This window comes from Micromonospora fiedleri, assembly GCF_016774385.1.
GTDB lineage: Bacteria > Actinomycetota > Actinomycetes > Mycobacteriales > Micromonosporaceae > Micromonospora > Micromonospora gifhornensis.
The window spans coordinates 114,326-139,692 of sequence record NZ_JAETXL010000011.1; the positions used below are offsets into that span (position 1 = coordinate 114,326).

Genomic DNA, 25,367 nt, shown 5'->3' on the forward strand with positions numbered 1-25,367 from the left:
AGCTGATCTGGGACCGGCTGATCAGGAAGGGCCGCCGGCGACCCGGCGGGCCGAGCGGGGTGCCGGCCGGGTGGGTAGGCCCACCCGTACGACGTGCAACAGCCGGTCGGGTGCCACGTCCAGCAGCGCGCCGAGGGCCGTACGGGTGGCGGTGACGTCGATCAGTTGGCTGAGCGGGTGGGCTGCCAGCCCCGCCGCGTGCAGCGTCAACCAGCATCGCATCAGCACCCGTCCGAACTCGACCTGCCCGGCCGGGTCGAGGCGGTCGGGGGCGACCAGGGCCAGCACGGTGCCGCCCCGGGCGAGCGGGTCGTCTGCGGCGGCGAGCAGCCGGGGCAGGCCGAGCGGGCGCAGCACCGGGTACGCGGCCAGCGCCGCGCGCAGCCCCACCGCGGCGGGTCGGGACAGGGCGAGGCAGCGGTCGGTGAGCCCGTCGGTGTGGTAGTTCGGGTGAGCAGGGTCGAGCCGTAGCCAGCGGCGCAGTTCGGCGGTGATCGCCGGGTCCGCGTACAGGTGCCGGTCGGCGGTGCGCAGGAGGGCGCCGAGACGGCCCGCGTGTGGCACGACCCGTACGCTGCCGCCGGCCCGCCGGGCGACCCGGTCCACCGCCGCGAGCACGTCCGGTCCCGGACCGGCAGCGAAGCGACCCCGGTCGGTACGGCGTTCCCACACGTCGATGGCGCGGAAGGGGGTCGAGTAGCGGTGTGCGGTGGGCCGCAGCCGACCCACCCACCGGTCGTCGGGGTCGGCGACGTACTCCAGGTGCAGGTCGGCGTCGGCCGCGACGATCAGGCAGGTCTCGACGAACGCGCCGAGGGACAGGCGCAGGTCGCGGCCGGTGGGGTCGGCCGCCGGCAGCGTGTGGGCGACGTCCCATCCGACGCGGATCGCCGCGGGCTCGTACCGCAGCCGCCACGGCTGGGTGTTGTGGGCGCTCGGGGCCCGCCAGCACAGCGGTTCGAGCGTACGGAAGGCGTCGAGGTCCACCTATCGCTCCTTGGCGTAGAAGGTGTACCCGTGCAGCGGGCGACCGCCGAGGCGTCGGTACTGGGCGGCCGAGGCCGGGTTGTCCCGCTCGACGTAGGTGCTGCGCAGGGTGGTGTAGCCGGCGGCGTACAGGTTGTGGTGCAGGTGGGCGGAGAGCAGCCGCTGGTAGCCGTGTCCCTGGTACTGCGGCACGACACCCTTGATGATCAGGACCGCCTCCCGCCGGTAGCGGCGGCGGGAGGCCAGCAACCGCAGTTGGTTGACCGGGTGCAGGTTGCCGCGCACGCCGGCCAGGAACTCGCTGATGTCCGGTACGCAGAGCACGAACGCCACCGCAGCGCCGTCGCGGGTCAGGTAGAGCAGCAACGACTCGTCCAGCAGGTACGCCAGCCCGTCGGTCTGCCGCCGCAGCTGCTCGGCGGAGATCGGGGTGTAGTAGCCGAGCTGGGCGAAGGAGTCGTTGAGCATCCCGCGCAGCAGGTCGAGCTGCTCGTCGAGGCGCCGCAGGTCCCCTCGGTGCACTTCGAGGCGTACGCCGTCGGATTTTATGTATGTCGACGGCTTCGGCTGTGCCGGGACGGGCACGGGGCAGATCCAGGTGTCGGCTTCGAAGCGGCGGTGGAACCCGTACGCCTCGTAGGCGGTCACGTAGTGCGGCGGGTTCCAGGCGCTGTCGACGAAACCCCGGTCGGCGTACCCGGAGGTGATCACCCCACCGGCCTGGTTGGGTAGCAGCGCCACCGGGCCGAAGAGCAGGTCCCGGTCGGCGGCGGCATACGCGGTGATCGCGTCGAACAGCGGCCGGGCGGCCGGCTCGGTGAACTCGGTGAGCCCGAAGAGCTGGCAGCGGCGGCCGAGTTTGGCGTCGAAGGCCGCGTCGGTGTGCAGGGTGGTGCGTCCGATCACCGTGCCGGTGGCGTCGCGCAGCAGGTACATCGGCACGCCGTCGCGCCACCACCGCCGGATCTGCTGGCGTGGGATGGGCACGTACCGCCGAACGCCGGCGTACAGCCGGTCAGTGAGGCTGAGGAAGTCCCGCAGGTCCCGGCGGCCGGTGACCCGTTCGAACCGGGTGGTCACCGCACGACCTCCGGCCCGGTGGTCTCCGCGCCGATCGGAGTGAAGGTGGCGATGTGTCCCATCTCCGGGCCTTCGGCACGCCACGTGCCGTTGGAGTAGCCGTCGGGGGCGGCGGTGTAGAGCCGGATGAAGCCGGCGGTCGCGTTGCGGGTGCCGTCGGTCAGCCACACCATCAGCCGGCGGTGCTGGCGGGTCCGGGCGAAGCGCAGCATCGCGTCGCGGTCGGTGAAGAAGGCGATCGTGCCGAGCGTCAACGGGAACTGCCAGTAGACGGTGTGCCAGCAGTAGCCGGACATCCGTCGCATGTCGCGGACCATCCGGAACCAGGCCGGTGCCAGCCGCAGCAGGACCAGCGGGTTGCTGTAGCGGGTCGCGCCGATGAACATGGCCCCGGCGCGGGCCTGCGCGGGAGCGCGGGAGAAGTCACGGGTACGCATGGTCACCTCACCAGGTAGACGTTCTTGATCTTGTTCTCGCCGGCGAACGGGCCGCTGCCGGGTTCGTGCAGTTCCACTCGCAGGTCACCGGCGGTCGGGTCCTCCATCAGCGACTGGGCGAAGTCCCGGGAGACCGAGGTGAGGTGCCGGCGTACCCCGGTGCGGCAGGCGGCGGCGAGGGCCTCGCGTTGCGGCGCGGGCAGCGGGCGGCGCAGTTCGATGTGGATCACCGGTCGGGTCTCCAGCGCCGCGTCCTCGACCAGCGCCAGACAGAAACGACTGATCTCGGCGGCGTACGGGTTGCCGGTGTAGAGGCCGTACTCGACGTCCTGCGGGTAGAGGTTGGCCCCCAGGTAGGAGACCGTGGAGTCCCGTCGGCCGAACAGCAGCAACACCGGCAGGGTCATCCGTTCCACCGAGGCGGCGGTGCGGAACTCGACCCGGCGTACCGGGTCGGCGTGCGCCAACTCGACGATCCGCCGGTACGGCACCAGCAGCGCCTCGTCGCCGATGTTGTAGCGCAGCCGGGGCTGGAGCACGTCACCGGTGACCGTGCAGATCAACTCCCGGTGCTCGTTGGTCTCCAGGTAGGTGGCGAACGGGTTGTACTGGAACACCATCGGCAGCCGCTGCTCGTCGGCGCCGAGCAACTCGGCCCGCAGCGCCCGGTCGTTCTGCAGCCGCCGCCGCAGCCACACCGTGAACCGGGTCTCCGCGCCGATGCCGATGGTCAGGTCCGACGCCCCGTACGCCGAGCGGACCAGCGCGAACCGCTGCTCCAGGTAGTCGCGCAGCGCCTCGGTCATCCCCTCCCCGCCGCAACTGGCGTAGATGCGGTACCGCGACCAGGGGAACTCCTCGGCGTCGAGCCGGTCGCGCAGATGCTTGAGAAACGGCGGGTACGCGGTCACCAGGTAGTCGAAGTCGGGGCCGAACTCGCGCAGCGTGTCGACGATCTTCCCGAGGTCCGGCCCGGTGTTCTTCACCACGGCGATCCGGGCCATCGCGGCACCGGTCGTCGTCCCGGTCGCCCAGGCCCCCATCGAGTACGCGTTGATCACGAACGGTCGACGCATCGGGAAGACCAACCCGGTGTAGCCGACGATGTCCCGGTGCACCGCCCGCAGTTCCCGGTCCCCCCGCGGCCAGTTAAACGGCCGCCCCGACGAACCGGCCGACTCGTCGACCACCACCCCTCGGGTGGGCAACCGCCCCTGCCAGCAGCGTGCGGCGGCGTCGTGGGCCACCACGTACCCGAGCTTGTCGGTCTCCGGAAAATCCGTCAGCCGACGACGCACACCGGCCGGACGGGCACGCAGGAAGGCCCGGTAGGCGGGCACCTGCCGGGCGGCCCGTACGCAGACGGCCTGCGCGTGCGCCGCGGCCAGCGTGTCCAGGGCCGGATGGTGTCGCCGCGCCATCCACCGCCACCCGGCGGGGTGGCGGCCGACGAGCCGGCTCAACGCGGCGACCGCGCGCCCGAGGGGGGCCAGCACGGCCTGCCGGCCACGCGCGGCCAGAGCCGGCAACGGTGATTCAGTGGTACGCAGAGCGAGGTGTCGGTGCGGCAGATCGGCCATGCCATGATCCTCGCGATGCCGACGGGCCGACACCTGAGACCGCGAACGGTGTCCGCCCTGAGCATCCCTACTCAGTCGACGGTGACGCCGACGCGTGCCCCGGCGACCGAATCGACCGCTACGGCATGGCGGGCACGGGGTGAGCGGTACGCCGCAGACGGGTGGCGTCCTGGCTGGGTGGGGTGCCGAAGTGGCGGCGGTACTCGCGGCTGAACTGTGACGGGCTGTCGTACCCGACCGCGTACCCGACGCCGGTGACGTCGTCGGGGTGGGTGGCCAGCAGCAGCCGAGCCTGCTGGAGACGGATCTGCTTCTGGAACTGGATGGGGCTCATCGCCGTGACGGCCTGGAAGTTGCGGTAGAACGCGGACAGGCTCATGCCCGACAGTTGGGCGACCTCCTCCACCCGGAACGCTTCCCGGTAGTTGTCGCGGATCCAGCGCACCGCGCGGCTGACGTGCGCGATGTTGCTGTCGGCCAGGCCGATCTGGCGGACTGTCTCGCCCTGCTCCCCCGTGACGAGACGCCACAGGATCTCCCGCTTGATCATGGGGGCGAGCACCGGGATGTCGCGGGGCGTCTCCAGCAACCGCAGCATCCGTACCGCGGCGTCGATCAGCTCGACCGGGGCGTCGCTGACGGCGAGCGCGGACGGTGCGCCGTGGGTCCGGGGCAGGTTTCCCGGTGGCGTGTCGAGCAGCAGGTCGGCGATCGCCGTCGGCTCCAGGACGAGGCCGAACCCGAGGGCCGGGCGCTCGCGGCTGGCCTCGGTGTAGTGGCCGGTGACCGGCAGGTCGACCGAGGCGATCAGGTACTGGCCGGAGCGGTACTCGTACACCCGGTCGCCGAGGGCGAGGGTCTTCGCGCCCTGGGCGATGAGCGCCAGCACCGTGCCGGACATCGACGCCGAGGGCAGGTGCGCCTGCTCGGCCCGACCGATCAGCACCCCGTCGATGGCGGTGCTGGCGTCGGGGCGGGCATGGCGGGCCAGCAGCTCCCTCAGTTCGTCAAGCGACACCGGACAATTGAAGCACGAACCCTGCCTCCACGACATGAGAGAATCAGGCAAGAGGTTGGGAACATCCTTCTAACAGATCACCTGTTCAGGCTGATCAGATGGACTCATCTGAATCGCCGGGAGCTGACAGCAGCTCCACGAATGAACAGGTGGACAGCATGCGGGTCGCAATCGTCATCGGTGCCAGTTCCGGCATCGGCCAGAGCACGGCAATCCAACTCGCCAAGCGCGACACGGGCGTCATCCTGACCTACAGCGGCAACCCTGCCGGCGCGCAGGACACGGTGGCCGCCGTGGAGAAGGAGGGCGGCACCGCCGTCGCACTCCGGCTGGACATCGGCCGCAGCGACACCTTCCCGGCCTTCCGCGACGACGTCGTCACCGCGCTGCGCGACACCTGGCAGCGGGACACCTTCGACCACCTGGTCAACAACGCCGGCTTCGGTGGGATGGCGATGTTCGAGGACACCACCGAGGAACTGTTCGACCGGTTCATGCGGGTGCTGCTCAAGGGCCCCTACTTCCTCACCCAGGCGCTGCTGCCGCTGATCGCCGACGGTGGCGCCATCGTCAACGTCAGCAGCAACTCGGCGTTGCCCACCGGCCTGGTGGACGCCGGCTACTCCGCGTACGCCACCATGAAGGGTGGCCTGAACGTGCTGACCCGCTACATGGCCAAGGAGTTCGCCGCTCGTGGCATCCGGGTCAACGCCGTCTCACCAGGGCCGACGCGTACCCGGCTCTCCGACGCCTCGGGCGTCGTGGGCTTCGAGGCGTACCCGGAGGTGATCCCGATGCTCGCCGCCAAGACCGCGCTCGGCCGCCTCGGTGAGCCCGACGACATCGGCAAGGTCATCGCCACCCTGCTCGACGACACCGGCGGATGGATCACCGCGCAGAACATCGAGGTCTCCGGCGGCTACGACCTCTGAGCGCCCACAGTGTCCGCCCGCCGCCCGGCAACGGGCGCGCGGGCGGACGCGGCACGGTCGGCCTGGCCGTCAGCCCTTCGGCAGGTCGAACCGGCGTCGACGCCCGCTCGACCTGCGGCAGATGATCTGGGGATAGGGTCGCGACGTGGTGACGAACGCCGATTCCGGGGCTGGGCGTACGCCGGTGCAGCGGCGGTGGGGCTGGGAGCATCCGGCCGCTCCCCGCTGGCTGCTCCTCGGCCGTGTCGGCGTCGACGACTCCGACTCCGACGACATCCCGCTGGCGCTGTGCGCCGAGATCGAGGGATTGTTCGTCGACCTGCCGCCCCGGCCGCGGGAGCGGTTCACCCTCGTGGGCTGCGCCCCGGACGGCGCGCTTGCCGAGCTGTTGGATCGGCTGCCCGTCGAGGCGCTCGGCACCGAACGCGCCTGGCTGGGTGACATCTCGCTGGCGGCACCGCCCGGGTCGCTGTCCTGGTTCGGCGAACATCTTGGCGATGTCGTCGTACTCGGTCGACGACCGAGTACGACGATGCCGCAGACCGTGGACGTCGAACTCGACGGGTTCGTCCACGTCTACGACCGCACGGAGGCGGTGGTACGTCCCGACGTCGCCGAGTTCGCCCTGCTGGGCCGGGACGATACGCCCTACGGCACCTGCCGGGATGTGAGTGGCGTGTTCCGCGAGCGGGCCGCACCGCCGGTGCCACAGGTCAGACTGCTCGGCTGCCGGCCGGAAACGCCGCTGCTCACCGCGCTCGGTGCGGTCGGCAACGCGAGCAAGGCTTCCCGGCGTCGCCGTCGGATCCGCGCCGAGGTGCACATGACAGCCGCCGACGGCGCGATCCGCCCGGTGATCGACGGCCTGGTGTCCGGAACGGTCGTCGCGGGCGAGCCGTCGCGTCTCGGTGCCGGGCTTCTCGACGTGACCGTCGACAGCGATCCACGGGAGCCACTGCCGCTGGGGGTCCTCGACATCCTGGAGCAGTGGCGTACCCATCGGCCCGCAGCGAGGAACGAGTGGGCGGGCCACCACCGCAAGTTGCGCCACCACTGGGCCGGGGTGACACTCGCCCACCGGGTCGATGCCGCCGAACAGCCACCCGGCACCACCTATGACCTCGACGGGCGGTACGTCACCGACATCGACGGGTTCTACTGCGCGATCGGCGAGGCGATCAACGGCCCCGGCGGGTACTTCGGCTGGAACCTCCACGCACTCCACGATTGCCTGCGCGGAGACTTCGGCGCACGGACACCGTTCCGGCTGGTGTGGCACGACTCGGCCGTCGCCCGCGCGCACCTCGTCGCCGGCTATGACGGACGTCGGCTGGCACCGGCGACCACTCTGGACGATCTGCTGGACATCCTCGCGGCGCACCAGGTCGAGGTCGACCTCCGCTGACCACGCCGCCCGATCGGAGTCACCCGGGCAGGCGTGTGTCGGAACTGCGCTGCGTGGCATCCTCCCGACACAACAGGCCACTACTCTGCGGTAGTGGACTGCTACACGCTGCGATCTGACGTCGTCCCGGATCTCGGCGTGGCACGCGCGAGCTGATGAGTGCGGTCCACAACGTCCGCCGACGTCACCGTCGGGGCACCTCCGCCAACGCCAGTCCACGCCGCCACCGCAGCCGATCCTGCTCGTTTCCGGGAGGTACTTCCATGTCCACGACAGAGCATGGCGCCCGTACGTCGTCACGGCAGGATTCCGTACTGCCGGAGTTGCGGGAGCTGTGGTGGGAGACCGGGGTACGGGCGCGGGCTGAGGCCAGCCTGTTCGCGGTCTTCTCCGAGTTGCCCCGCCTGGTCTGGGCCGCCATCGTCGTCAGCTGGCGGGCCGACCGGCTGCGTACCTCGGTCGTGGCGGTAACCACCGTCGGCGCCGGGGTGATGTCGGCGTTCGGGCTGCTCGCGGCGCAGCGGGTGCTCGTGGAACTGTTCGCCGGCGGGCCGACCGCCGACAAGGTGATCGCGGCGCTACCCGCCCTGATCGCGCTGGCGGCGGTGACCGCGCTGCGAGCGACCATGACAGCCGCGATGGGGTATGCGCAGAACGGCCTCACCCCGAAGGTCGACCGGGAGGTCGAGCGACGGCTGTTCGAGATGACCACTGCGGTACGGCTGGAGGCGTTCGACGCCGACGCGTTCGCTGACGACATGGAACGGGCCACCCGCGGCTCGACCTCCACCACCGACCTGGTGCAGGCGTCGATGAACCTGCTCGCCGGCCTGGCCGGGGTGCTCGCCGTCGCGATCGCCGTCGTGGTGATCCACCCGCTGCTGCTGCTCGCCCTGCTGGTGGCCACCGTGCCGAACGGGTGGGCGTCGCTGCGGGCCGGGCATCTGCGCTACCGGACCTATGCCGCCGGGTCGGTGCGGCGGCGACGGATGTGGCTGCTGCACCGCCTGATGGCCGAACGTGACTCCGCCCCCGAACTACGCTCCTACGGTCTGCGTGGCTTCCTGCTCGACCAGTACGACCGGGTCATGGGGGTCGAGACCGACATCCAACTCGCCCTCGCCCGCCGGGTGACCACGACCACCACCGTCGGGGCGATGATCGGCGGCATCGCGACCGCCGTGGTGTACGTCCTGCTCGGTCTGCTGCTCATCGACGGGCAGATCCCCCTCGCGGCCGCCGCGACCTGCGTGATCGCCGTCCAGTCCGCGCAGCGGTCCCTGGCCGTGGTCACCTTCCAGACCGACCGGATCTACACCGAGGGGCAGCACTTCCGCGACTACACCGGCTTCATGACCCGCGCCGCCGACTACCTGCCCCCGCCCGCCGCCCCCGCGGCGGACGCACCTGACCAACTGCGGGAGATCGTGGTGGACGACGTCAGCCTGCGCTATCCCGACCGTGAGACCGCCGCCGTCGACGGGGTGAGCCTGCACATCCAGGCCGGGCAGACGGTGGCGTTCGTCGGCGAGAACGGCTCCGGCAAGTCGACCCTCGCCACCATGATCGCTCTCCTGCGCACCCCGACCGGCGGCACCATCCGCTACAACGGCCGCCCGGCGGCCGACTGGGACAACGACGCGCTGCACGCCCGGATCGCCGTCGTCACGCAGGAGTACCACAACTGGCCGTTCACGGCCGCCACGAACATCGCCATCGGCGACATCACCACCGTCCCCGAACAGGCCCGCATCGAGACCGCCGCCGCCCGCGCCGTCGCCCACGACATGATCACCGATCTGCCGTACGGCTACGAGACGTTGCTCGACCGCACCTTCGCCGGTGGTCAGGACCTCTCCGGCGGACAGTGGCAACGCATCACGGCCGCCCGTGGTTTCCTGCGCGACGCCGACCTGCTCATCATGGACGAACCCTCGTCCGCCCTCGATCCTCGCGCCGAGGACGCCCTGTTCCAGGCCATCCGCGACCGGCAGGGACGTGGCATCACCATCCTGATCACCCACCGGCTCGCCAACGTCCGGCACGCCGACCGCATCTACGTCCTGCACCACGGCCGGCTCGTCGAAACCGGCACCCACGACCAACTCATGACCGCAGGCGGACGGTACGCCGACCTGTTCACCCTCCAAGCTGCCGGCTACCGCACCACCCCGGCCACGTCACCGCTGCCCCGCCAGCCCACCGCCTCCACCTGACGCACCACGGCATCCGGCCGGCTGCACCTCCGCGCTGCACGACGGCCGCCGCCCTGCTCGGGGAATCTTGTCGGTGGTCGATGTGAGAATGCCGGACAACCGATCTTGGGAGTTGGCATGGGGACGTGGGACAGCGGGCCGTTCGACAACGACACCGCCGCCGACTGGTGTGGTGATCTCGACGACGCCGACGTGGCCAGGCGCCCGATGCTGGTCCGCGAGGCGCTGAGCCGGGCCGCCGGCGAGGCCGGCTACCTCGACGCCGATGTCGCCTGCGAGGCGATCGCCGCAGCCGTGATCGTCGCCGCGCAGCGGCCCGGCGGGCCGGCGATCACCTCCTCGTACGCACCGGATTTCCTGCTCGACGGTGGTCGGCTCGATCTGCCCGACGACCTGGCCCCGCTCGCGGCCCGGGCCCTCGACCGGATCATGGCCGCCGACTCGGAGTGGCACTTTCTGTGGCAGGACGCCGCAGGACCCACCAATCCGGCCTTCGACGTCGTCCACGACCTGCGGGGAGTCCTGACAGCCCAGTAGCCGGGTCAGGCGCGGGCTCCGGCGAGCTGCGGGTAGAGCCCTTCGACCGGCCCTGCGAGTCCGGCCTTCACCCGGCCGCTGAGCTCATCGGCGAGGATCTCGTAGCTGCCAGCTTCGATCCCGTCGTACGCCGAGCGGACGACGTCGGCCGGGTCGAGCTTGGGGGCCTCGACGTCCCTGGTCATCGGGGTGTCGGCGTACCCGAGGTGCAACGCGGCGACGTGCACGCCCTCGGGGGCGAGTTTGATGCGCTGCGTGTTCGTCGCCTGCCAGAGTGCCGCCTTGGTGGCGCTGTAGGCGTCGCCGATGCCGAGCCAGCTCAGGACGGACAGCACGTTGAGCACCGTGCCCCGCGAGGTCTTCAGCGCCGGAGCGAACGCGTTGGTCACCGCGAGCGCGCCCCAGAAGTTGGTCTCGAACAGCTCCCGTGCCGCCGCCAGGTCGCCGAGCACGCTGGCGCCGTTCAACGCCCCGGCGTTGTTGATCACGATGGTCACGTCGTCGGCGACGGTGGCGGCGGCCGCGATGGACTCCGGCGACGTCACGTCCAGGACGAGGGGGACGATGCGGTCGTCGTTCCAGTCCCGTGGGTTGCGGGCGGCGGCGTACACCTTGACCGCCCCCCGGTCGAGGGCCTGGTGAACGAAGTGGGTGCCGAGGCCACCGTTGGCTCCGGTGATGAGCACGACGGCTCCGTTGAGACTGGGCATGTCAGATCCTTCCGTGGCGCATGGCTGCCGCGTTCGAAAATCCGGCTGACTAGTGTCAGCCATAGTCAGCAATCTAGCCTTCCTGACTTCGGAGAAGCAAAGTCAGGGTAGGATGGGTGTCATGAATCACGACGAGGGACAGGTCGAGTCCACCGACGCCCTCGAGCGTCTGGGCACGTTCGCCGCGCGCGACGACTGGACGGCCGCGGGTTGGTGCCGCATCGAACGCTCGCTCGACCTGATCGGCACGCGTTCGGCCATGCTGATCGTCCGTGAGCTCTTCTACGGGGGCACGAAGTTCGACGAGCTGGCTCGCCGTACGGGCTTGAGCGAGGCCGTCGTCGCCGGGCGACTCAAGCAGCTGTACGCCGACGGCATCGTCGACAGGCGTCCCTACCAGGAACCCGGCAAGCGCACCCGCGACGAATACCTGCTCACCGACCGTGGGCGTGCACTCTTCCCGATCATCGTGGCCCTCGTGCAGTGGGGTGAACTGCTCGGCGACGACCACCGCACCGGCGTCGAACTCGTTCACCGTGGCTGCGGGGCCCCGCTCTCCGCCCACGTCAGGTGCACCAAGGGGCACGACGTGCCACTCGGAGAGGCTGCCGCGCGGCTCAAGGACGAGGCGTACGCGACAGCGGCGCGCCGGCAGCCTCGCCACTCCGACTGACGCTGCGGCTCGATGACCAAACGGGCAGCCCGTCCGCCTCGTTGATCATCGACAGCTCGGCCGGTCAACACGTACGGTGCGGGAATGCGAGTCGTACCCCGATGGGCGCTGGCCTCCGCCGCGGCAGCGCCCATCCTCCTGATCGGTGGCTGGACCCTCGGTGCGGCCCGCCAGCCCGGCGGGTTCGACCAGGTCACCGACACGATCAGCGCGCTCGCCGCAGTCGACGCGACCGACCGGTGGATCATGACGCTCGGCCTGGCCGGACTCGGACTGTGTCACTGCGTGACCGCCGCCGGGCTACGTCCCCTCGCGCCGGCCGGACGGGCCCTGCTCGCCCTCGGCGGGGTGGGGACCCTGGCGGTGGCGGCGTTCCCGCTGCCGGCCGGCGGCGGGGACTCGGTGCCGCACAAACTCGCTGCCACCGTGGCCTTCGGCGCGCTGGCGCTCTGGCCCGCCCTCGCCGCGCCGCGCACCACGACCACGAGTGGACGCGCCCGACGGCGGGCACCCTGGGCGGCGCTGACGGTCGGGTTGGCGCTGCCGGTGGCCTGGTTCGTGGCCGAGCTGGCTACCGGCGGTGAGCGGATCGGCCTGGCCGAACGGGTCGCGGCCGGCGCGGAGGCGCTCGCACCCCTGCTGGTGGTCGCCGGGCTGCGCACCGCCTCCGGCCGACGACGGCAGCGCGGCACCGCTGCCCGCCGGCCCACCGCCCTAAGGTGAAGGAGGGTGTCATGGGAGCACCGATCACCATGCAACCGCCAACGCTGGTGATCATTCGCGGCAACTCGGGAAGCGGAAAGACGACCACAGCGGAGGAGGTCCGTCGCCGCTTCGGACGTGGCGCCGCCCTGCTGGAGCAGGACCACCTGCGCAGAACCGTGCTCGGCGAACACGACAGCAGCCATGTCGACCCGGTCGCCCCCGCCTTCATCGCCGCGACCGCCCGCACCGCCCTCGACCTGGGCTACCACGTCATCCTCGAAGGCATCCTGCACACCGAGCGCTACGCCAGCGCCCTGCATCAGCTGATCACCGACCATCCCGGACCGGCGTCGGTCTTCTACCTGGACGTGTCCTTCGACGAAACCGTCCGCCGTCACCGCAACCGCAGCGAACCCGTTCCCGTCACACCGGCCCAGATGCACCAGTGGTACACCCCACGCGACCTGCTCCACCGCGTCGACGAAATCGTCATCCCCGAGACCCACACCTTCGACCAGACGGTCGCCGCGATCCTGGATGCCAGCGGCCTCACGCACGCCGTACCGCAGACGCCCTGCCCGAGGCGTTGCCGGCGCTGTGCCGACGAAGCCGACGAAGCCGCCCACCGCAGCGGGCGTTCCTGACGACACAGGCGATCCCATCTGAGACGGGCCCACAGGGACGTTCGGGTCCGCGCCGGCGGCCAGCGCATGTATGCAGTTGGGTGGGGAGAAATTCGTCACGGAGCCGGTGTCGTACCCGCCCGTCCGGGCTCAGGTGGTCAGGGCCAGGCCGACCAGTGTGACGGTTGACAGGACGACGGTGCCGACCGTCCCGGCGGTCAACGCGGTGCGGCCGCCGTGGGCGACGGAGCGCAGGTTGACCGCGGCACCGAGGGCGAACATGGCTGCGGCCAGCAGAATCGTGCCCGCCACCGACCCGAGGTCGAGGACACCTGTCGGCAGCCAGCCGGTCGCGCGCAGCATCGCCGCCGCGACGAAGCCGACGACGAACCAGGGCAGCATCGGAGGCTTGCGTACGTCACCGGTGGTCCGGCGTTCCAGGGCCACCAGGGCGACGAGCGGGGCGAGCAGCAGCACCCGGAACAGCTTGACGACGACGGCCGCCGACAGGGTCGTGGCGCCGACCGCGCCGCCGACCGCGACGACCTGGCCCACCTCGTGCACGCTCGCCCCCACCCACAGGCCCAGCAGCACCTCGTCCAGGCCGAACAGCACACCGAGGGCGGGCAGGGCGATCATGGACACCGTACCGAGCACGGTGACGACCGCGACCGCGGTGACGACATCCTCCTCCTCGCCGTCACCTACCTGGTTCATCGCTGCCACGGCCGACGCGCCGCAGATGGCCACCCCGGTCGCGACGAGCAACGAGCGGTCGGCGGTGAGGCCGAGGCGTCGGCCCACCCGGCGGGTGGCGAGGAAGCTGGCGGCCACCCCCAGCGTCACGACGAGGATCGGCCCGACACCCAACCCGACGACATCGGTCAGCACCAGTTGCAGGCCGAGCAGCACGATGCCGATCCGCAGCAGGGTGGTGGCGGCGAACCGCAGGCCGGGCCGCAGCCACGGGCGGTTGCCGCCGCAGGCGGTCAGCACGATACCCAGCACGATCGCCACCACCAGCGGGCTGGCGGCGCCGAACCGGAGATTCACCAGATGTCCGACGGCGGCGGCACCGGCGGCGACGAGCAGTCCCGGCAGCAGGCGGGGGCTGCCCCGACCGGTGGCGGGAACGACGCCGGTCGCCTCCTTGATCGTCATAGGGACAGCTTCACGTGATCTGGCCCGCTCCAGTAGCCGTCCACCGGGGTGCAGGTCATAGCCTGGGGTTATGAGTGTGCTTCCCGACCTGGTGTCGCTGCGCCTGCTGGTCGGGGTGGCGGAGCTGGGCAGCGTCGGCCGGGCCGCGCGCACGATGGGGATGTCCCAGCCGTCGGCCAGCAAGCGCCTCGCCGCCCTGGAACGGCAGGTACGGCTTCCGCTGCTGACCCGGACCCCGCGTGGTTCGGTGCTGACCGACGACGGGCAGGTCGTGGTGACGTGGGCGCTGCGGCTGCTGACCGTCGCCGACGAGTTCGACAACAGCCTCACCGCCATGCGTCACGCGCGGGCGGCGCGCCTGCGCGTGGCGGCGAGCATGACCGTCGCCGAGGCCCTGCTCCCCCGGTGGTTGCACCGCCTTGCGCAGCGCGAACCCGATGTGCAGGTCGGCCTGACCGTCGTCAACTCCACGGAAGTCGCGCGGATGCTGGTGACCGACGACAGCGTCGACATCGGGTTCATCGAAGGGCCGAACGTGCCCGACGGACTCGATCACATGATCGTCGGGCACGATCACCTGGTCGTCGTCGTGGCGCCGCAGCATGACTGGGCCCGTCGTCGTCGCCCGCTGCGTCCGGCGGAGTTGGCGGCCACCCGGCTCGTGGTGCGAGAGCAGGGCTCAGGCACCCGGGAGACCCTGGAACTGACCCTGCGTGACCTCGACCCCGCGCCGCCGCACCTGTCCCTCGGCTCGAACGCCGCCGTCAAGGGCGCGGCGATGACCGGCACCGCGCCCGCGGTGCTCAGCAGGCACGCCGTCGAGACGGAACTCGCCACCGGCCACCTGGTCACCGTGCCGGTGGACAACCTGCCGCTCCGGCGGGACCTGCGCGCGGTGTGGCCGCGGGGTCGGCGGCTCACCGGGTCGGCCACCGCACTGCTGCAGGCTATCGACACCTCCCCCACGACGCCCCCGGCCCGGCCCACGACGATCACCAAGGACCGGAAGCCACCGGGTCGAAGCTAGTTCAGCAGTGTGGGCCGCCAGCGGCCTGGCCGAGCCCGGCGAGTCGGCGGCGTGCCTCATCGACGGTGGGATCACCCAGGTCGTCGTAGATGGCAGAGGCCATTCGCCAGGCTTGCGCGGCTGCCTCGGCGTTGCCCATCGCGGCGTGGGTCTCGCCGAGACGAACGAGGGTTTCCGCCTGGTGATAACGGTCGGCGGAGGCGCGGAAGAGTTCGACGGACCGCTCGTAGCAGGACACCGCGCGGGCATGATCGCCGAGTGCGTGGTAGGCGAACCCGAGGCTGTCCAGCGTCGCCGCCTGACCATTGTGGTCGTCGATCAGGCGCTGCTGGGTCAGCGCCGCCGTACAGTCGACGATCGCCTGCCGGTAGTCACCGCGAACGGCGTGCATGTACCCGACCGCGTTGAGGGCCCGCCCCTCGCCGGCCCGGTTGCCGGTCCGGCGGTACAGGCGCAGGGCCTCGTGACCGTGCGTCAGCGCCTCGTCCAGGCGGCCGAGCACGAAACAGTGCTCAGTGTAGTTGTGCAGGGTCTGCGCCAGGCCGTCCTCGTCGTCGAGCTGCTCGTACAGCTTGATCGCCCACTGCAGGCGGTCGCCGGCGGTGTCGTGCTGGCCGAGTCGCGCGGCGGCCCGGCCCAGCAGTCGGCTGGCCGTGGCCTGGGCATTCAGGTCGCCGAGGCATTCCGCCGCCGCGAGCGCGACCTGCTGGGCGGCGAGCTGGTCGTGCCAGAGCCCACGGGGGGCGAGAAAGGTGGTCAACGCCCAGGCGAGCTGCCAGGCGTACGCCTCGAACCCGGTCGTCGCGGCCTGCCGGATCACCCGCAGGAGCACCCGGCGTTCCGTCGAGAACCAGGCCAGGGCGGCATCCTGGTCGGCCATCGGCACGTGGATGACGTCTCCCAGTGCCGGCACGGGGGTGATGGGTGTCCACTGCGGCTGGACCAGCCGGGCCGCCGGATAGGCGCTGTGCAGGTAGTGGTCGTACAGCCGGTGCCGGGCGTCGTGCCGCTCGGCGCTCTGCTCAGCGCCCTGCGTCAACTCGGCGGCGTACGAGCGCAGCAGGTCGTGGCAGGCGTATCGGTCCGGTCGGTGCTCGGTCAACAGGTGCAGCCGGGTCAGTTCCTTGAGCACCGGGCCGACCGCAGCGGCGGGACAGCCCAGCAGCGCGGCGGCGGCGGCACTTGTCAGTTCGGGTCCCGGATGCAGCCCGATCAGGCGGAACAGGCGGGCCGCGACGGGGCTCAGGGCCCGGTACGACCAGGAGAAGACCCGGCGTACGTCGCCGTCCGCCAGGACCTCCAACCGTGCCTCGGGTGGGCGCAGTTCCGCGGCGATCGCCTCCAGCGGAAAGGTGGGCCGGGTCGCCACCCGCGCCGCCACGATCGACAGGGCGAGCGGCAGGCGCCCGGATGCCTCGATCATGTCGGCCACCGCGTCCGGTTCGTCGTCGAGCCGGTCGCCACCGATCCGGCTACGCAGCAGGTGCCTCGACTCGGTGGCGGTCAGCAGGTCGAGGGCCAGCAGGCGGGCGCCCTCCGCGGCGACCAGGCTGTGCAGCTGGTCCCGACTGGTCACCACGACGACGCACCGGCCCGCGCCGGGCAGCAGGGGCCGTACCTGCTCGGCGTCGCGGGCGTTGTCGAGCACGATGAGCATCTCGCGGGAGGCGAGCAGGCTACGGTACAGACCGATCCGAGCGTCCAGACTGCTCGGTATGCGGGCCAGTGGTACGCCGAGCGCCTCGAGGAAGCCGAGCAGCGCGTCGGCGGGCGCGACACGCTCCCCGTCGTCGTACCCGCGGAGGTTGACGTGGAGTTGTCCGTCGGGAAAGCGGTCGGCCACCCGGTGCGCCCAGTGCAGCGCCAGCGCGGTCTTGCCGATGCCGGCCATGCCGCAGACTGCGGAGATGACCACAGTGGTCGGCCCGCTGGCCCGGTCGCCGACCGCCGCGTCGAGGCGATCCAGGTGCAGCTCCCGACCGACGAACCCGGGTGGGACGAGCGGTAGCTGCTCCGGGCGCACCCGGACCGAGGCCGTGGCGACCCGTTCGGCTGTCGCCGACGATCCGTCCGGACGCCGCCGGTGGTGCAGGATGTCGTCGTGCAGGCGGGTCAGCTCGGGCCCGGGATCCATCCCGGTCTCCTCGGCCAGCACCCGTCGGACCTGCCGGAAGGCCGCCAACGCGCCGGCCACGTCGCCGCTGGCGTAGAGCGCCGACATGAGGTGCACCCAGGCACGCTGCCGTAACGGGTGCCGGTCGAGCAGGGCGCGCAGCCGGGGGATCACCTCCGCCGGCGCACCGAGGGCGAGCTTCGCCTCGGCGTGGTCCTCCTCGGCCAGCAGCCGCCGTTCCATCAACTGCTCGACCCAGCGGGACAGCTGCGGGGGAAGCGGCAGCTCGGCCAGCGCCCGGCCGCGCCACAGGCCCAGTGCTGCGGCCAGCTCGGCCTCGGCCCGCTCGGCGTCACCGCTGGTCAGGGCTTCCCGTCCCCGCGCGGTCGCGGCGTCGAAGCGGTCGAGGTCGCGTTCGTCCGGCTCGACCCGCAGCAGGTATCCACCGTGGGTGGTCACGATCCGCGGCTGGTCGTCGGCCTCGTCGTGGAGGGCTTGCCGCAGCCCGCGGACGTAGGTGCGGATGTTGGCGTTGGCGGACGCCGGTGGCTGGTCGTCCCAGAGGGCGGTGACCAGTCGCTCCTTGGAGACCGCCTCATTGGGCCGGAACAGCAGACAGGCCAGCACCAGCCGTTGCTTCACCGAGCCGAGATCGACCGGCCGGCCGTCCCGGACCACCGACAACGGGCCGAGCAGGTCGAAGTGGATCGGCATCGTTCACCTCAGCCTGAGGCTGACCAGATGTACCTCGATTGTGCGCAGGTTGTACGCAGGCCACCGTACCATCGGCCACCGAAGCGATCATCTTTTCAGCTGTGGCTGTCCTGGAGGTCCGCCATGCAGCAGCCCCCGATCACCGTCGTTGCTGTCGGCGACTTCGGTCGCGCGGTGGCTGGTCGCCTGGTGTCCAGGATCGCCGGAACGCAGGTGACAGAGAGCGTCCCGACGGCGACCTCTCCCCTGCGACCGATCGTCCTGGCGTCCTGGCGGGAGGCCCGCGCCATCGCCCGGAGCATCGACGCCAACGAGGCGGTGCCGTGGTGGCTGCCAGTCATCCTGACACATCCGCAGATTCGTGTGGGCCCCGTTCTCGGCGGGCAACTGCCCGGCTGCTACGACTGTCTGCTGGGGCAGGTGCTCGCCACCGACGAGCAGCCGCACGTCACCAGGGCGCTGTGGGACCTGTACGACCAGGACAGGTGGTCGGGCCCGCTCGGCTACCTGGAGCATCACGTCAGCGTCGCGGCGTCCCTCGCCACGATGCTGATCAGGCAGCAGGGTCCGGCCAGCCAGCGCATTCTCCGCTACGACCTGCTCGACGGCACCGTACGCACCGACGCATTCGTGCCGGTGGACGGCTGTCCCCGGGGGAAGCGCGCGGCGGCGGCGCAGCAGCCGTCCGGCGACCGAGCGGGCCAGCCCGACAGAACGGGGGTTGTGGCGTGACCGGGCCGGTGTACCGCCTCAGCCACGGGCTGGTCCGCTTCGCCTTCGGCGACTCGTACGTCCTGGAGGGCGGCCCGGCGCGTGCCGTCGTGACCGGACCGGGCGCGACGGATGTCCTGCCGCAGCTCTGCGAACTGCTCGACGGCAATCACTGCGTGTCGCAGATCGCGCGGTTGCTGGGCGTGCCGATGTCGGAGGTCACCGACCGGATCACCCTGCTCGTGCGACACGGGCTCGCGCACACCGTCACCGCGGACGACGCAGTCCGGTCGGGAACCGATCCGCCGACACCGGCGGCCGACTTCCTGTCCCGTACCGCCGGCCAACTCGATCACCCGACCGACACCGCTCAGATGCTGGCCAACCTGCGCCACGGTCGGGCACTGGTGGCGGGGCGCGGGTGGCTGGCCGCGACGATCACCGCCGAGCTGGACCGCAGCGGGGTCGCCATGTGGCCGTACGACCCTGATCTGCTGGTCGGGCTGCCGCCGGTCACCGTCGACGGACGGCACTCGGTCGTGGTGGTGGAGGTGCTCGCCGACGGCCCACCCACCGCCCTGGCCACGACCCTGCGGGCGGGTCAGTGGTGGCTCGGCGCGCGGGTCGACGCGAGCGGCGGGTGGGTGGGGCCGCTGCTGCGGCCCGGTTCCTGCGGGTGCCAGCTGCCACTGACCCGGCCGGACCCGGCCGGCCCGACCGCGACGATCGTCGACGTGATCGCGGCACTGACGGCCGGAAAGGTCGCCGACACACTGATCCGCGGCGTGGATCCCACCACTGCGGACACCTGCCTGGAGATCTCCTGTCCCGACGGGGTGCCGACCGCCACCGTCCGGCCTCTCCCCCGGCGCCGCGACTGCCCCGACTGCGGCCCGAACGGCACCCCCGACGGCCGGTACGCGCAGGCGAGCCCGGCCTCCTCCGGGCCGCTGCGGCATCTGCCGTCCCAGCCCGCCCCGGTGCCATCGCCGGCAGTCCACCTGCCCGGCGACCCGGCACCGCACGTCGGCGGGTGACCCCGCGTCCTGGACCGGCCCGTCGGTAACGGGATGACCGACGGCCCGGTTCAGGACGCCGGGGCGGCTGCACATCGTGGCCGGCTGCGGCACACTCTCCTGCATGACGGTCGCGGCTCGGTGCACATGGGATCAGGCCAACGCGCGACGTCTGGAGCGCGCCGGTCTGACCGGGCCCCGCACCGGCGATGAGGCGGATGTCGCCCGGGTCGCGAGGGCGCAGTGCGGCGTACACGCGCAGGTGATGTCGGCCGCCGAGTGGTCGCTCGGAACGCGGCTCGACGGGGTGTCCCGGCAGTCCGTGCAGGATGCGCTCTGGCGGGATCACCGCCTGGTGAAGACCCGTGGACCACGGGGCACGGTGCATCTGCTCGCCGCCGACGACCTGCCGATGTGGGCGGGTGCGCTGGGCGCGCTGCCCACCGGTCAGGACCAGCAGCCCGCTGCGGTACGGATGACAAAGCTCCAGGTCGAAGCGGTGATCGAGGCGATCGACGATGCGCTGCGGGATGCCGATCTGACAGTTGACGAGCTGACCGAGGCCATCGCCGCGCGGGTCGGGGACTGGTCGGCCGACCGGGTGATGGAGGCGTTCGGTGATCGTTGGCCGCGGTGGCGGCAGATCGAACATCAGGTGACCAACCGGGGTGTGATGTGTTTCGGTCCGTTACGCGGCCGGAAGGTGACCTATACGAGTCCGACGCGACTGCTGCCGGGTTTCACGCCTGCCGCGAGTGACGTCGCGCTGACCGACCTGCTCGTGCACTATCTCTGGGCGTACGGACCCGCGACGCCGGCACACGTGGCGCAGTGGTTGTCGATTCCGCGTCCATTCGCGACCGAAATGTTCGAGCTGGCGGCGGACCGATTGGAGCCGATCGATTCCGAAGGTGAGCGGGCCTGGGTGATCGCGGACGACCGCGTGTTCGACCAGGAGCCGCCGTCCGGGCTACGTCTGCTGCCCTACTTCGACGCGTACGTCATCGGGTGCCATCCTCGGGACCGGCTGTTCGCCGGCCGAGCGGCCCAACGCGCCCTCGCCAACGGTCAGGCGGGCACGTTCCCCGTGCTCCTCGTCGACGGGCAGATCGCCGGCGTATGGCATCAACGCAAATCCGGACGCCGGATCGACGTGACGGTGGAACCGCTTGACGAGTTGTCCACCGCGCAGCGCCGTGCTCTCGATGAAGAGGCGGATCGGCTGGCCGCGTTCTTCGGGGCGAAAGTCTCGGTGCGAATTGGCCCCGTCACCGTCGGCGGTCACGCCTAGCTCTCGCAAACCCGGGTGGCTAACTTCAGTCAGTGCCGCTGCCGGACGTGAACGCGCAGGCAGCAGGGCATGTGCTGGCCATTCCGGCAGCGGCTTGATCCGACTTCCAACGTGCGCTCTCGGCCGGAGACACGGACCTTTCGTACCCCGGGTGCTTAAACACGACCGTGTTGATGGGGTAGGCTCTGCGGCGCTATTCAACTAGAGTCATATCAGAGACAATAACAGGAGTCGTGGGAAGATGGCGAAAGGGCAACTGGGTTGGCTTCCGCAGGGCGAGATCGCCGTGACCCAGCCGGAGTTCGGTCAGCGATTGAAGGCGCGGCGCACGGCGCTGCGCATGTCGCAGCGCGAACTCGCCGGTGACTTCGTCACCCCGAGCTACATCTCCCTGCTGGAGGCGGGCAGCCGGGTCCCGACCCTGGACGTGGTGGTGTACCTGGGCCGCATGCTCGACTGCAGCCTGGAGGAACTGCTCGACGTCGACGTGGCTCCCCTGCTGCCGAGCGAAGCCAGCCGTCGCCCGATCGTCTTCGAACAGGTCCTGGCGCGCAGCGCGAGCGAGGTCGGTGACCACGCCCAGGCCCGCCGGTTCCTGGAGAACGCGCTGGCCAGCGCGAGGTCCGACGGACTGCCCGAGCGCGTGGTCGACGTCAGCCTGGAACTCCAGGACACCCTGCGGATGCTCAGCGAACACCAGGCCCGGCTCCGGCTGCTGGAGGAACTGGCCGAGGTTCCCCTCGTCCAGTCCGCCCCGGAACTGCTGCTGGTCGTCAAGACCCACCTCGCGTCCGTGCTCCGCGACCTCGGGCAACTGCGCGAGGCCCGGCGTACGGCGTACGGCGCACTGACCCACCTGCGTCAGCCCGGAATCGGCGGCACGAGCGTGCACGTACGGCTGCTGGGCGTGCTCATCTCGGTGCTCTGCGAGGCCGGTGAGCTGGACCAGGTGGAACCGCTGATCACCGAGATGCTGGAGGTCGCGGGCAAGCTGGACTGGCCGGGCTTCGTCGGGCGGGCCCACTGGGTGGCAAGCATGGCGTACGCGCAGTTGGGCCGCCCGGAGGAGGCGCGGGAGCACTTCGGGCTGGCCCGGGACGCGCTGGCCTTCCCCAGCATGTCGCTCATCGACTGGCTGCGGTTCTGCCGTTCGGCGGCGTCGGTGCTGCTGGACATCGGCGACGACCTGGACAGCGCGCGACAGTGGATCCGGGACGCGGAGACCACGTCGCGGATGCTCGGCCTCGCCCAGGAGCAGGCCATCGTCTCCGCACTGCGGGCCCGCTACGAGCTCAGCACCGGCAACCCCCAGGAGGCGCTGCGCCTGTACGAGCCGCTGACCAGCCCGGACACCCCGCTGGCCGGGCTGGATCTGATCTACAGCTACCTCAGCCACGCCAACGCGCTGCACCAGACCCGCGAGCTCGACAAGGCGATAGCGATGCTGCGCTCCGCGGTCGAACTGTGCGAGAAGGGCGGCTCGTACCAACTCGCCGCCCAGGTGTGGCGACAGATCGACGAACTGACCCGGGAACGCGACACGGTGCTGGCCGACGACCAACCATAGGAGACGCGATGGCCGACGAGACGACGGATCTGCTAGAACGGCTGGCGAGCCTGCCGGCGAACCGGCGGGAGGCGGCGCTTCGGCTGCTGGGACGCGACACCGAGGCCGGCACGTTGCGGCCGCGCGTCGATCCGAGCGCGCCGGTACGACTGTCCAGCGGACAGGAACAGGTCTGGCTGACCGACCTGATGACCGGGGAACCGGGAAGTCTCGTCGACCACGTCGCGTTCCGGCTGCACGGCCCCCTCGATCTCGCCGCGTTGCACACCGCGTTCGAAGACCTCGTCGCGCGGCACGAGCCGCTCCGCAGCCGACTGATCCGTCAGGGCGAGATACCGATGCTCGGGTCCGGATCCGCCCCGGTGGACGTCGGCGTCACCGACCTGACCGGGCAGGGAATCGCCGCAGCCACCGCGGCCGCCACAAGCGACCTCGCGGTGCCGTTCGATCTGGAACAGGGTCCGCTGGCGCGGCTGAGGCTGTACCGCCTCGCACCCGACGACCACGTCCTGGTGCTCGCCTCCCACCACATGGTGACCGACGGGGTCTCCCAGGGCGTACTCCTGGTCGATCTGGAGACGCTCTACCAGGCCCGACGCGAAGGCCGGCCCGCCGCGCTCGCACCGCTGCGGGTCCAGTACGGCGACTTCGCCCAGTGGCAGCGCGGCTTCCTGGCCGGTGCGCGGCTGACCGCGCTGACCCGGTACTGGACGGATCGGCTGGCCCAGACGTCAGGTCGGCTGCTCCTGCCGCTGGACAATCCCCGCTCGGCCCGACGCGGCGGCGCCTATCTGGACTTCACCGCCCCCACCGGGCTGGCCGACCGGGTGGCCACCGCGGCCCGCCAGCACGCGACGACACCCTTCGTCGTGCTGCTGAGCGCGTTCCGGCTGCTTCTGTGGCGCCTCACCGCACAGCGCGACACGGTGGTCGGTACGCCGGTCAGCGCCCGGCCCCTGGCGGAGACCGAGAACATGGTCGGCTACTTCCTGAACATGGTGGTGCTGCGCGGCACGGCCGACCCCGACGCGTCGCTGCGCGACCTCATCGCCGCCGAACACGCCTCGGCGATGTCCGCGTACGCGCACCAGGATCTGCCGTTCGAACAGTTGGTCACGCAGCTGCGCCCGCCACGGGAGATGGGCTCCACCCCGCTGGTGCAGACCGTCTTCTCCGTCGAGGGACAGCCCGGCATGAGCGGCAGTTACCTCGGGGCGGGCTGCGAGGAGATCGTGCTGACCGGCGGCCGGGCGCAGTACGACCTGATGGTGAAGGTGGTCCGCGACGTGGAGCTGACCGCCCGGTGGGACTTCGACGACGCGATCATCGACGCGACCCGGATCACCGAGTGGGCGCGCCAGTTCTGGGCGCTCGTCGACGCGGTCACCAGCGACCCCGACCGCCGGGTACGCGACATCCCGGGACTCGGTGACGTGCCGCCGGACCCGGTCCAGGACGACCAGGCCACCGTCGAGGTCCTGGCGTGGGCCGGCACCGCGGACCGGGTCGAGCCGCAGGGCTACCTCCAGGAGACCATCGCCGCCGCCTGGCAGTCGCTGCTCGGCGTCTCCCCCGGCGCCCACGACGCCCTGTTCGACCTGGGCGGGCACTCGCTCACCGTCGCGCAGCTCTCGTTCCGGTTGAGTGACACGTTCCGCGCCCACATCGGGGTCGCCGAGCTGTTCGAGTATCAGACGGTGGCCGCCCAGGCCGAGTACGTCGAGCGCCTGCTGCTGGAGCGGGCGGCACAGTTGTCGCCGGACGAACGGGAGCAGCTGCTCGACGGGCAGCCCTGATCGGCACCGCCGGCTGTGGGCAGCACGCTCAGGCCGCGGGCCTCACGCGAAGGCGTCGAGGCCCGCGGCGAGGTCCCGGGCGTGCCGGCAGGCGGCCAGCAGCGCGGCGAGCCGATCCACCGGGTACATCTGTGCCGCGTCGCCGGGCCGGTACATCCGCTCCGGCGCGGGATGCGTCTCAATGAGCAGCCCGTCCACGCCGAAGACGGCGGCCGCCAACGCGGCCGGTGCGACCGCCGCGGCGCTGCCGGTGCTGTGGCTCGGGTCGAAGATGACGGGCAGGTCGGTGTGTCGCCGTACCGCCGCGACGGCGCCGTAGTCCAGTTGGTACGCCAGCGACCGGTCGAACGACACGACGCCCCGGGCGCACATGATGACGTGCGGGTTGCCGTGGCTGACGACGTACTCCGCGGCCTTGAGCCACTCCGCGACGGTGGCACGTACGCCCCGCATCAGCAGCACCGGCCGACCGCTGCCGCCGAGCTCGGCCAGCAAGGCCCGGTTGGTCATGTTGCGCGGATCGACCTGTAGGCAGTCGGCGACCTGCGCGACCGGTCCGACGTCCCGCGGGTCGATGACCTCGGTGATGACCGGCAGCCCGCCTTCCGCGCGGACCTCGGCCAACGCCGACAGGCCGCCGCTTCCCTTGCCGGGGAAGTGGTAGGGACCGCTCCTGACCTTGAACAGGCTGGCCCGCAGCGCGTCGGCCCCGGCGCGACGCACCATCGCGGCGGTCTGCACCGTGTCCGACACCGACTCCAGCGCGCACGGTCCGGCCCCGCACCACAGGTCACCGCCGCCGACGTGACCGGTCCCGAGCGGCACCCGTCGCGGCAGCACCGCGTTCGCCCGGTCCACCAGCCAGTAGCCCCGCTCGGCGGTGCTGTGCCAGGCGCGGATCGCGGCGGAGGCCACCCGGTGCACCAACCGTTCGTCTCCCGCGACGACGAGGAAGCACCTGCCGGCCAGACGCAGCGGCCAGGCGGTGACGTCCTCGTGTCGTGCGATCCGACCGGCCAACGAGGCCAGCTCGGCGTCGCTGCTGTGCGGAGCGAGTTCGACGAGCAC

The 25,367-nt window shown here is 71.3% G+C and carries 22 protein-coding genes; 13 read left to right on the forward strand and 9 right to left on the reverse strand.

Annotation, left to right across the window (positions count from 1 at the left end; genetic code table 11):
* Window positions 1-21 precede the first annotated feature (21 nt).
* From JMF97_RS26415 to JMF97_RS26435, 5 genes are all read right to left on the reverse strand, one after another.
* Entirely contained in the window at window positions 22-987 is a 966-nt protein-coding gene (locus tag JMF97_RS26415; protein ID WP_203223979.1) for a nitroreductase family protein, read from the reverse strand.
* Complete coding sequence (locus JMF97_RS26420; protein WP_203223980.1) at window positions 988-2,067, reverse strand: GNAT family N-acetyltransferase; 1,080 nt, start codon at window positions 2,065-2,067, stop codon at window positions 988-990.
* A complete protein-coding gene (locus JMF97_RS26425) occupies window positions 2,064-2,504 on the reverse strand; it encodes a DUF4188 domain-containing protein (protein ID WP_203223981.1) in 441 nt (146 codons plus the stop codon). The genes JMF97_RS26420 and JMF97_RS26425 overlap by 4 nt, the downstream gene beginning before the upstream one ends.
* 2 nt (window positions 2,505-2,506) lie before the next feature.
* Complete coding sequence (locus JMF97_RS26430) at window positions 2,507-4,084, reverse strand: phenylacetate--CoA ligase family protein (RefSeq protein WP_203223982.1); 1,578 nt, start codon at window positions 4,082-4,084, stop codon at window positions 2,507-2,509.
* Window positions 4,085-4,202: 118 nt separating this feature from the next.
* Window positions 4,203-5,102, reverse strand: a complete 900-nt coding sequence (locus JMF97_RS26435; RefSeq protein ID WP_307817114.1) for an AraC family transcriptional regulator — start codon at window positions 5,100-5,102, stop codon at window positions 4,203-4,205.
* Between the two features lie 158 nt (window positions 5,103-5,260).
* Here JMF97_RS26435 and JMF97_RS26440 point away from each other — a divergent pair, with 158 nt between their 5' ends.
* From JMF97_RS26440 to JMF97_RS26455, 4 genes are all read left to right on the forward strand, one after another.
* Complete coding sequence (locus JMF97_RS26440) at window positions 5,261-6,034, forward strand: SDR family NAD(P)-dependent oxidoreductase (protein ID WP_203223983.1); 774 nt, start codon at window positions 5,261-5,263, stop codon at window positions 6,032-6,034.
* A 145-nt stretch (window positions 6,035-6,179) separates the two neighbouring features.
* Complete coding sequence (locus JMF97_RS26445) at window positions 6,180-7,439, forward strand: barstar family protein (RefSeq protein WP_307817115.1); 1,260 nt, start codon at window positions 6,180-6,182, stop codon at window positions 7,437-7,439.
* Window positions 7,440-7,702: 263 nt separating this feature from the next.
* Window positions 7,703-9,655 (forward strand): ABC transporter ATP-binding protein, encoded by a 1,953-nt coding sequence (locus JMF97_RS26450; protein ID WP_203223984.1) that lies wholly within the window; start codon window positions 7,703-7,705, stop codon window positions 9,653-9,655.
* 117 nt (window positions 9,656-9,772) lie between these two features.
* Entirely contained in the window at window positions 9,773-10,192 is a 420-nt protein-coding gene (locus JMF97_RS26455) for a DUF4259 domain-containing protein (RefSeq protein ID WP_203223985.1), read from the forward strand.
* Window positions 10,193-10,197: 5 nt separating this feature from the next.
* Here the strand turns inward: JMF97_RS26455 and JMF97_RS26460 are convergent, their stop codons facing one another.
* Window positions 10,198-10,902 carry an SDR family oxidoreductase gene (locus JMF97_RS26460; RefSeq protein WP_203223986.1) on the reverse strand — a complete coding sequence of 235 codons (705 nt, stop codon included), beginning with the start codon at window positions 10,900-10,902 and terminating at the stop codon, window positions 10,198-10,200.
* 121 nt (window positions 10,903-11,023) lie between these two features.
* Here JMF97_RS26460 and JMF97_RS26465 point away from each other — a divergent pair, with 121 nt between their 5' ends.
* From JMF97_RS26465 to JMF97_RS26475, 3 genes are all read left to right on the forward strand, one after another.
* Window positions 11,024-11,575: a winged helix-turn-helix transcriptional regulator gene (locus JMF97_RS26465; protein WP_203223987.1), complete on the forward strand. Its 552-nt coding sequence runs from the start codon at window positions 11,024-11,026 to the stop codon at window positions 11,573-11,575.
* A gap of 84 nt (window positions 11,576-11,659) precedes the next feature.
* Complete coding sequence (locus JMF97_RS26470) at window positions 11,660-12,298, forward strand: DUF998 domain-containing protein (protein WP_203223988.1); 639 nt, start codon at window positions 11,660-11,662, stop codon at window positions 12,296-12,298.
* A gap of 11 nt (window positions 12,299-12,309) precedes the next feature.
* On the forward strand, window positions 12,310-12,924 hold the full coding sequence (locus JMF97_RS26475; protein ID WP_203223989.1) for an AAA family ATPase: 615 nt from the start codon (window positions 12,310-12,312) through the stop codon (window positions 12,922-12,924).
* Between the two features lie 129 nt (window positions 12,925-13,053).
* On the opposite strand, the gene JMF97_RS26480 is transcribed toward JMF97_RS26475, so the two are convergent.
* The gene (locus tag JMF97_RS26480) at window positions 13,054-14,064 is read right to left on the reverse strand and encodes a YeiH family protein (RefSeq protein WP_203223990.1); all 1,011 of its coding nucleotides are present in this window, start codon (window positions 14,062-14,064) and stop codon (window positions 13,054-13,056) included.
* A gap of 70 nt (window positions 14,065-14,134) precedes the next feature.
* On the opposite strand from JMF97_RS26480, the gene JMF97_RS26485 reads away from it, so the two are divergent.
* Entirely contained in the window at window positions 14,135-15,091 is a 957-nt protein-coding gene (locus tag JMF97_RS26485) for a LysR family transcriptional regulator (protein WP_203223991.1), read from the forward strand.
* 1 nt (window position 15,092) lies between these two features.
* Here the strand turns inward: JMF97_RS26485 and JMF97_RS26490 are convergent, their stop codons facing one another.
* Complete coding sequence (locus tag JMF97_RS26490) at window positions 15,093-17,918, reverse strand: AfsR/SARP family transcriptional regulator (RefSeq protein ID WP_203223992.1); 2,826 nt, start codon at window positions 17,916-17,918, stop codon at window positions 15,093-15,095.
* Window positions 17,919-18,041: 123 nt separating this feature from the next.
* Between JMF97_RS26490 and JMF97_RS26495 the strand changes: the two genes are divergently transcribed.
* The 5 genes from JMF97_RS26495 to JMF97_RS26515 all read left to right on the forward strand — a co-directional run bounded on the left by JMF97_RS26495 (window position 18,042) and on the right by JMF97_RS26515 (window position 24,299).
* Complete coding sequence (locus JMF97_RS26495; protein WP_203223993.1) at window positions 18,042-18,650, forward strand: TOMM precursor leader peptide-binding protein; 609 nt, start codon at window positions 18,042-18,044, stop codon at window positions 18,648-18,650.
* Window positions 18,647-19,666: a helix-turn-helix domain-containing protein gene (locus JMF97_RS26500; RefSeq protein WP_203223994.1), complete on the forward strand. Its 1,020-nt coding sequence runs from the start codon at window positions 18,647-18,649 to the stop codon at window positions 19,664-19,666. The genes JMF97_RS26495 and JMF97_RS26500 overlap by 4 nt, the downstream gene beginning before the upstream one ends.
* Window positions 19,667-19,769: 103 nt before the next feature.
* A complete protein-coding gene (locus JMF97_RS26505; protein ID WP_273543942.1) occupies window positions 19,770-20,936 on the forward strand; it encodes a winged helix DNA-binding domain-containing protein in 1,167 nt (388 codons plus the stop codon).
* A 241-nt stretch (window positions 20,937-21,177) separates the two neighbouring features.
* Window positions 21,178-22,503 (forward strand): helix-turn-helix domain-containing protein, encoded by a 1,326-nt coding sequence (locus JMF97_RS26510; protein ID WP_203223995.1) that lies wholly within the window; start codon window positions 21,178-21,180, stop codon window positions 22,501-22,503.
* Window positions 22,504-22,511: 8 nt separating this feature from the next.
* The gene (locus tag JMF97_RS26515) at window positions 22,512-24,299 is read left to right on the forward strand and encodes a condensation domain-containing protein (RefSeq protein ID WP_203223996.1); all 1,788 of its coding nucleotides are present in this window, start codon (window positions 22,512-22,514) and stop codon (window positions 24,297-24,299) included.
* A gap of 42 nt (window positions 24,300-24,341) precedes the next feature.
* Here JMF97_RS26515 and JMF97_RS26520 read toward each other — a convergent pair whose 3' ends face one another.
* Window positions 24,342-25,367 carry a hypothetical protein gene (locus JMF97_RS26520; RefSeq protein ID WP_203223997.1) on the reverse strand — a complete coding sequence of 342 codons (1,026 nt, stop codon included), beginning with the start codon at window positions 25,365-25,367 and terminating at the stop codon, window positions 24,342-24,344.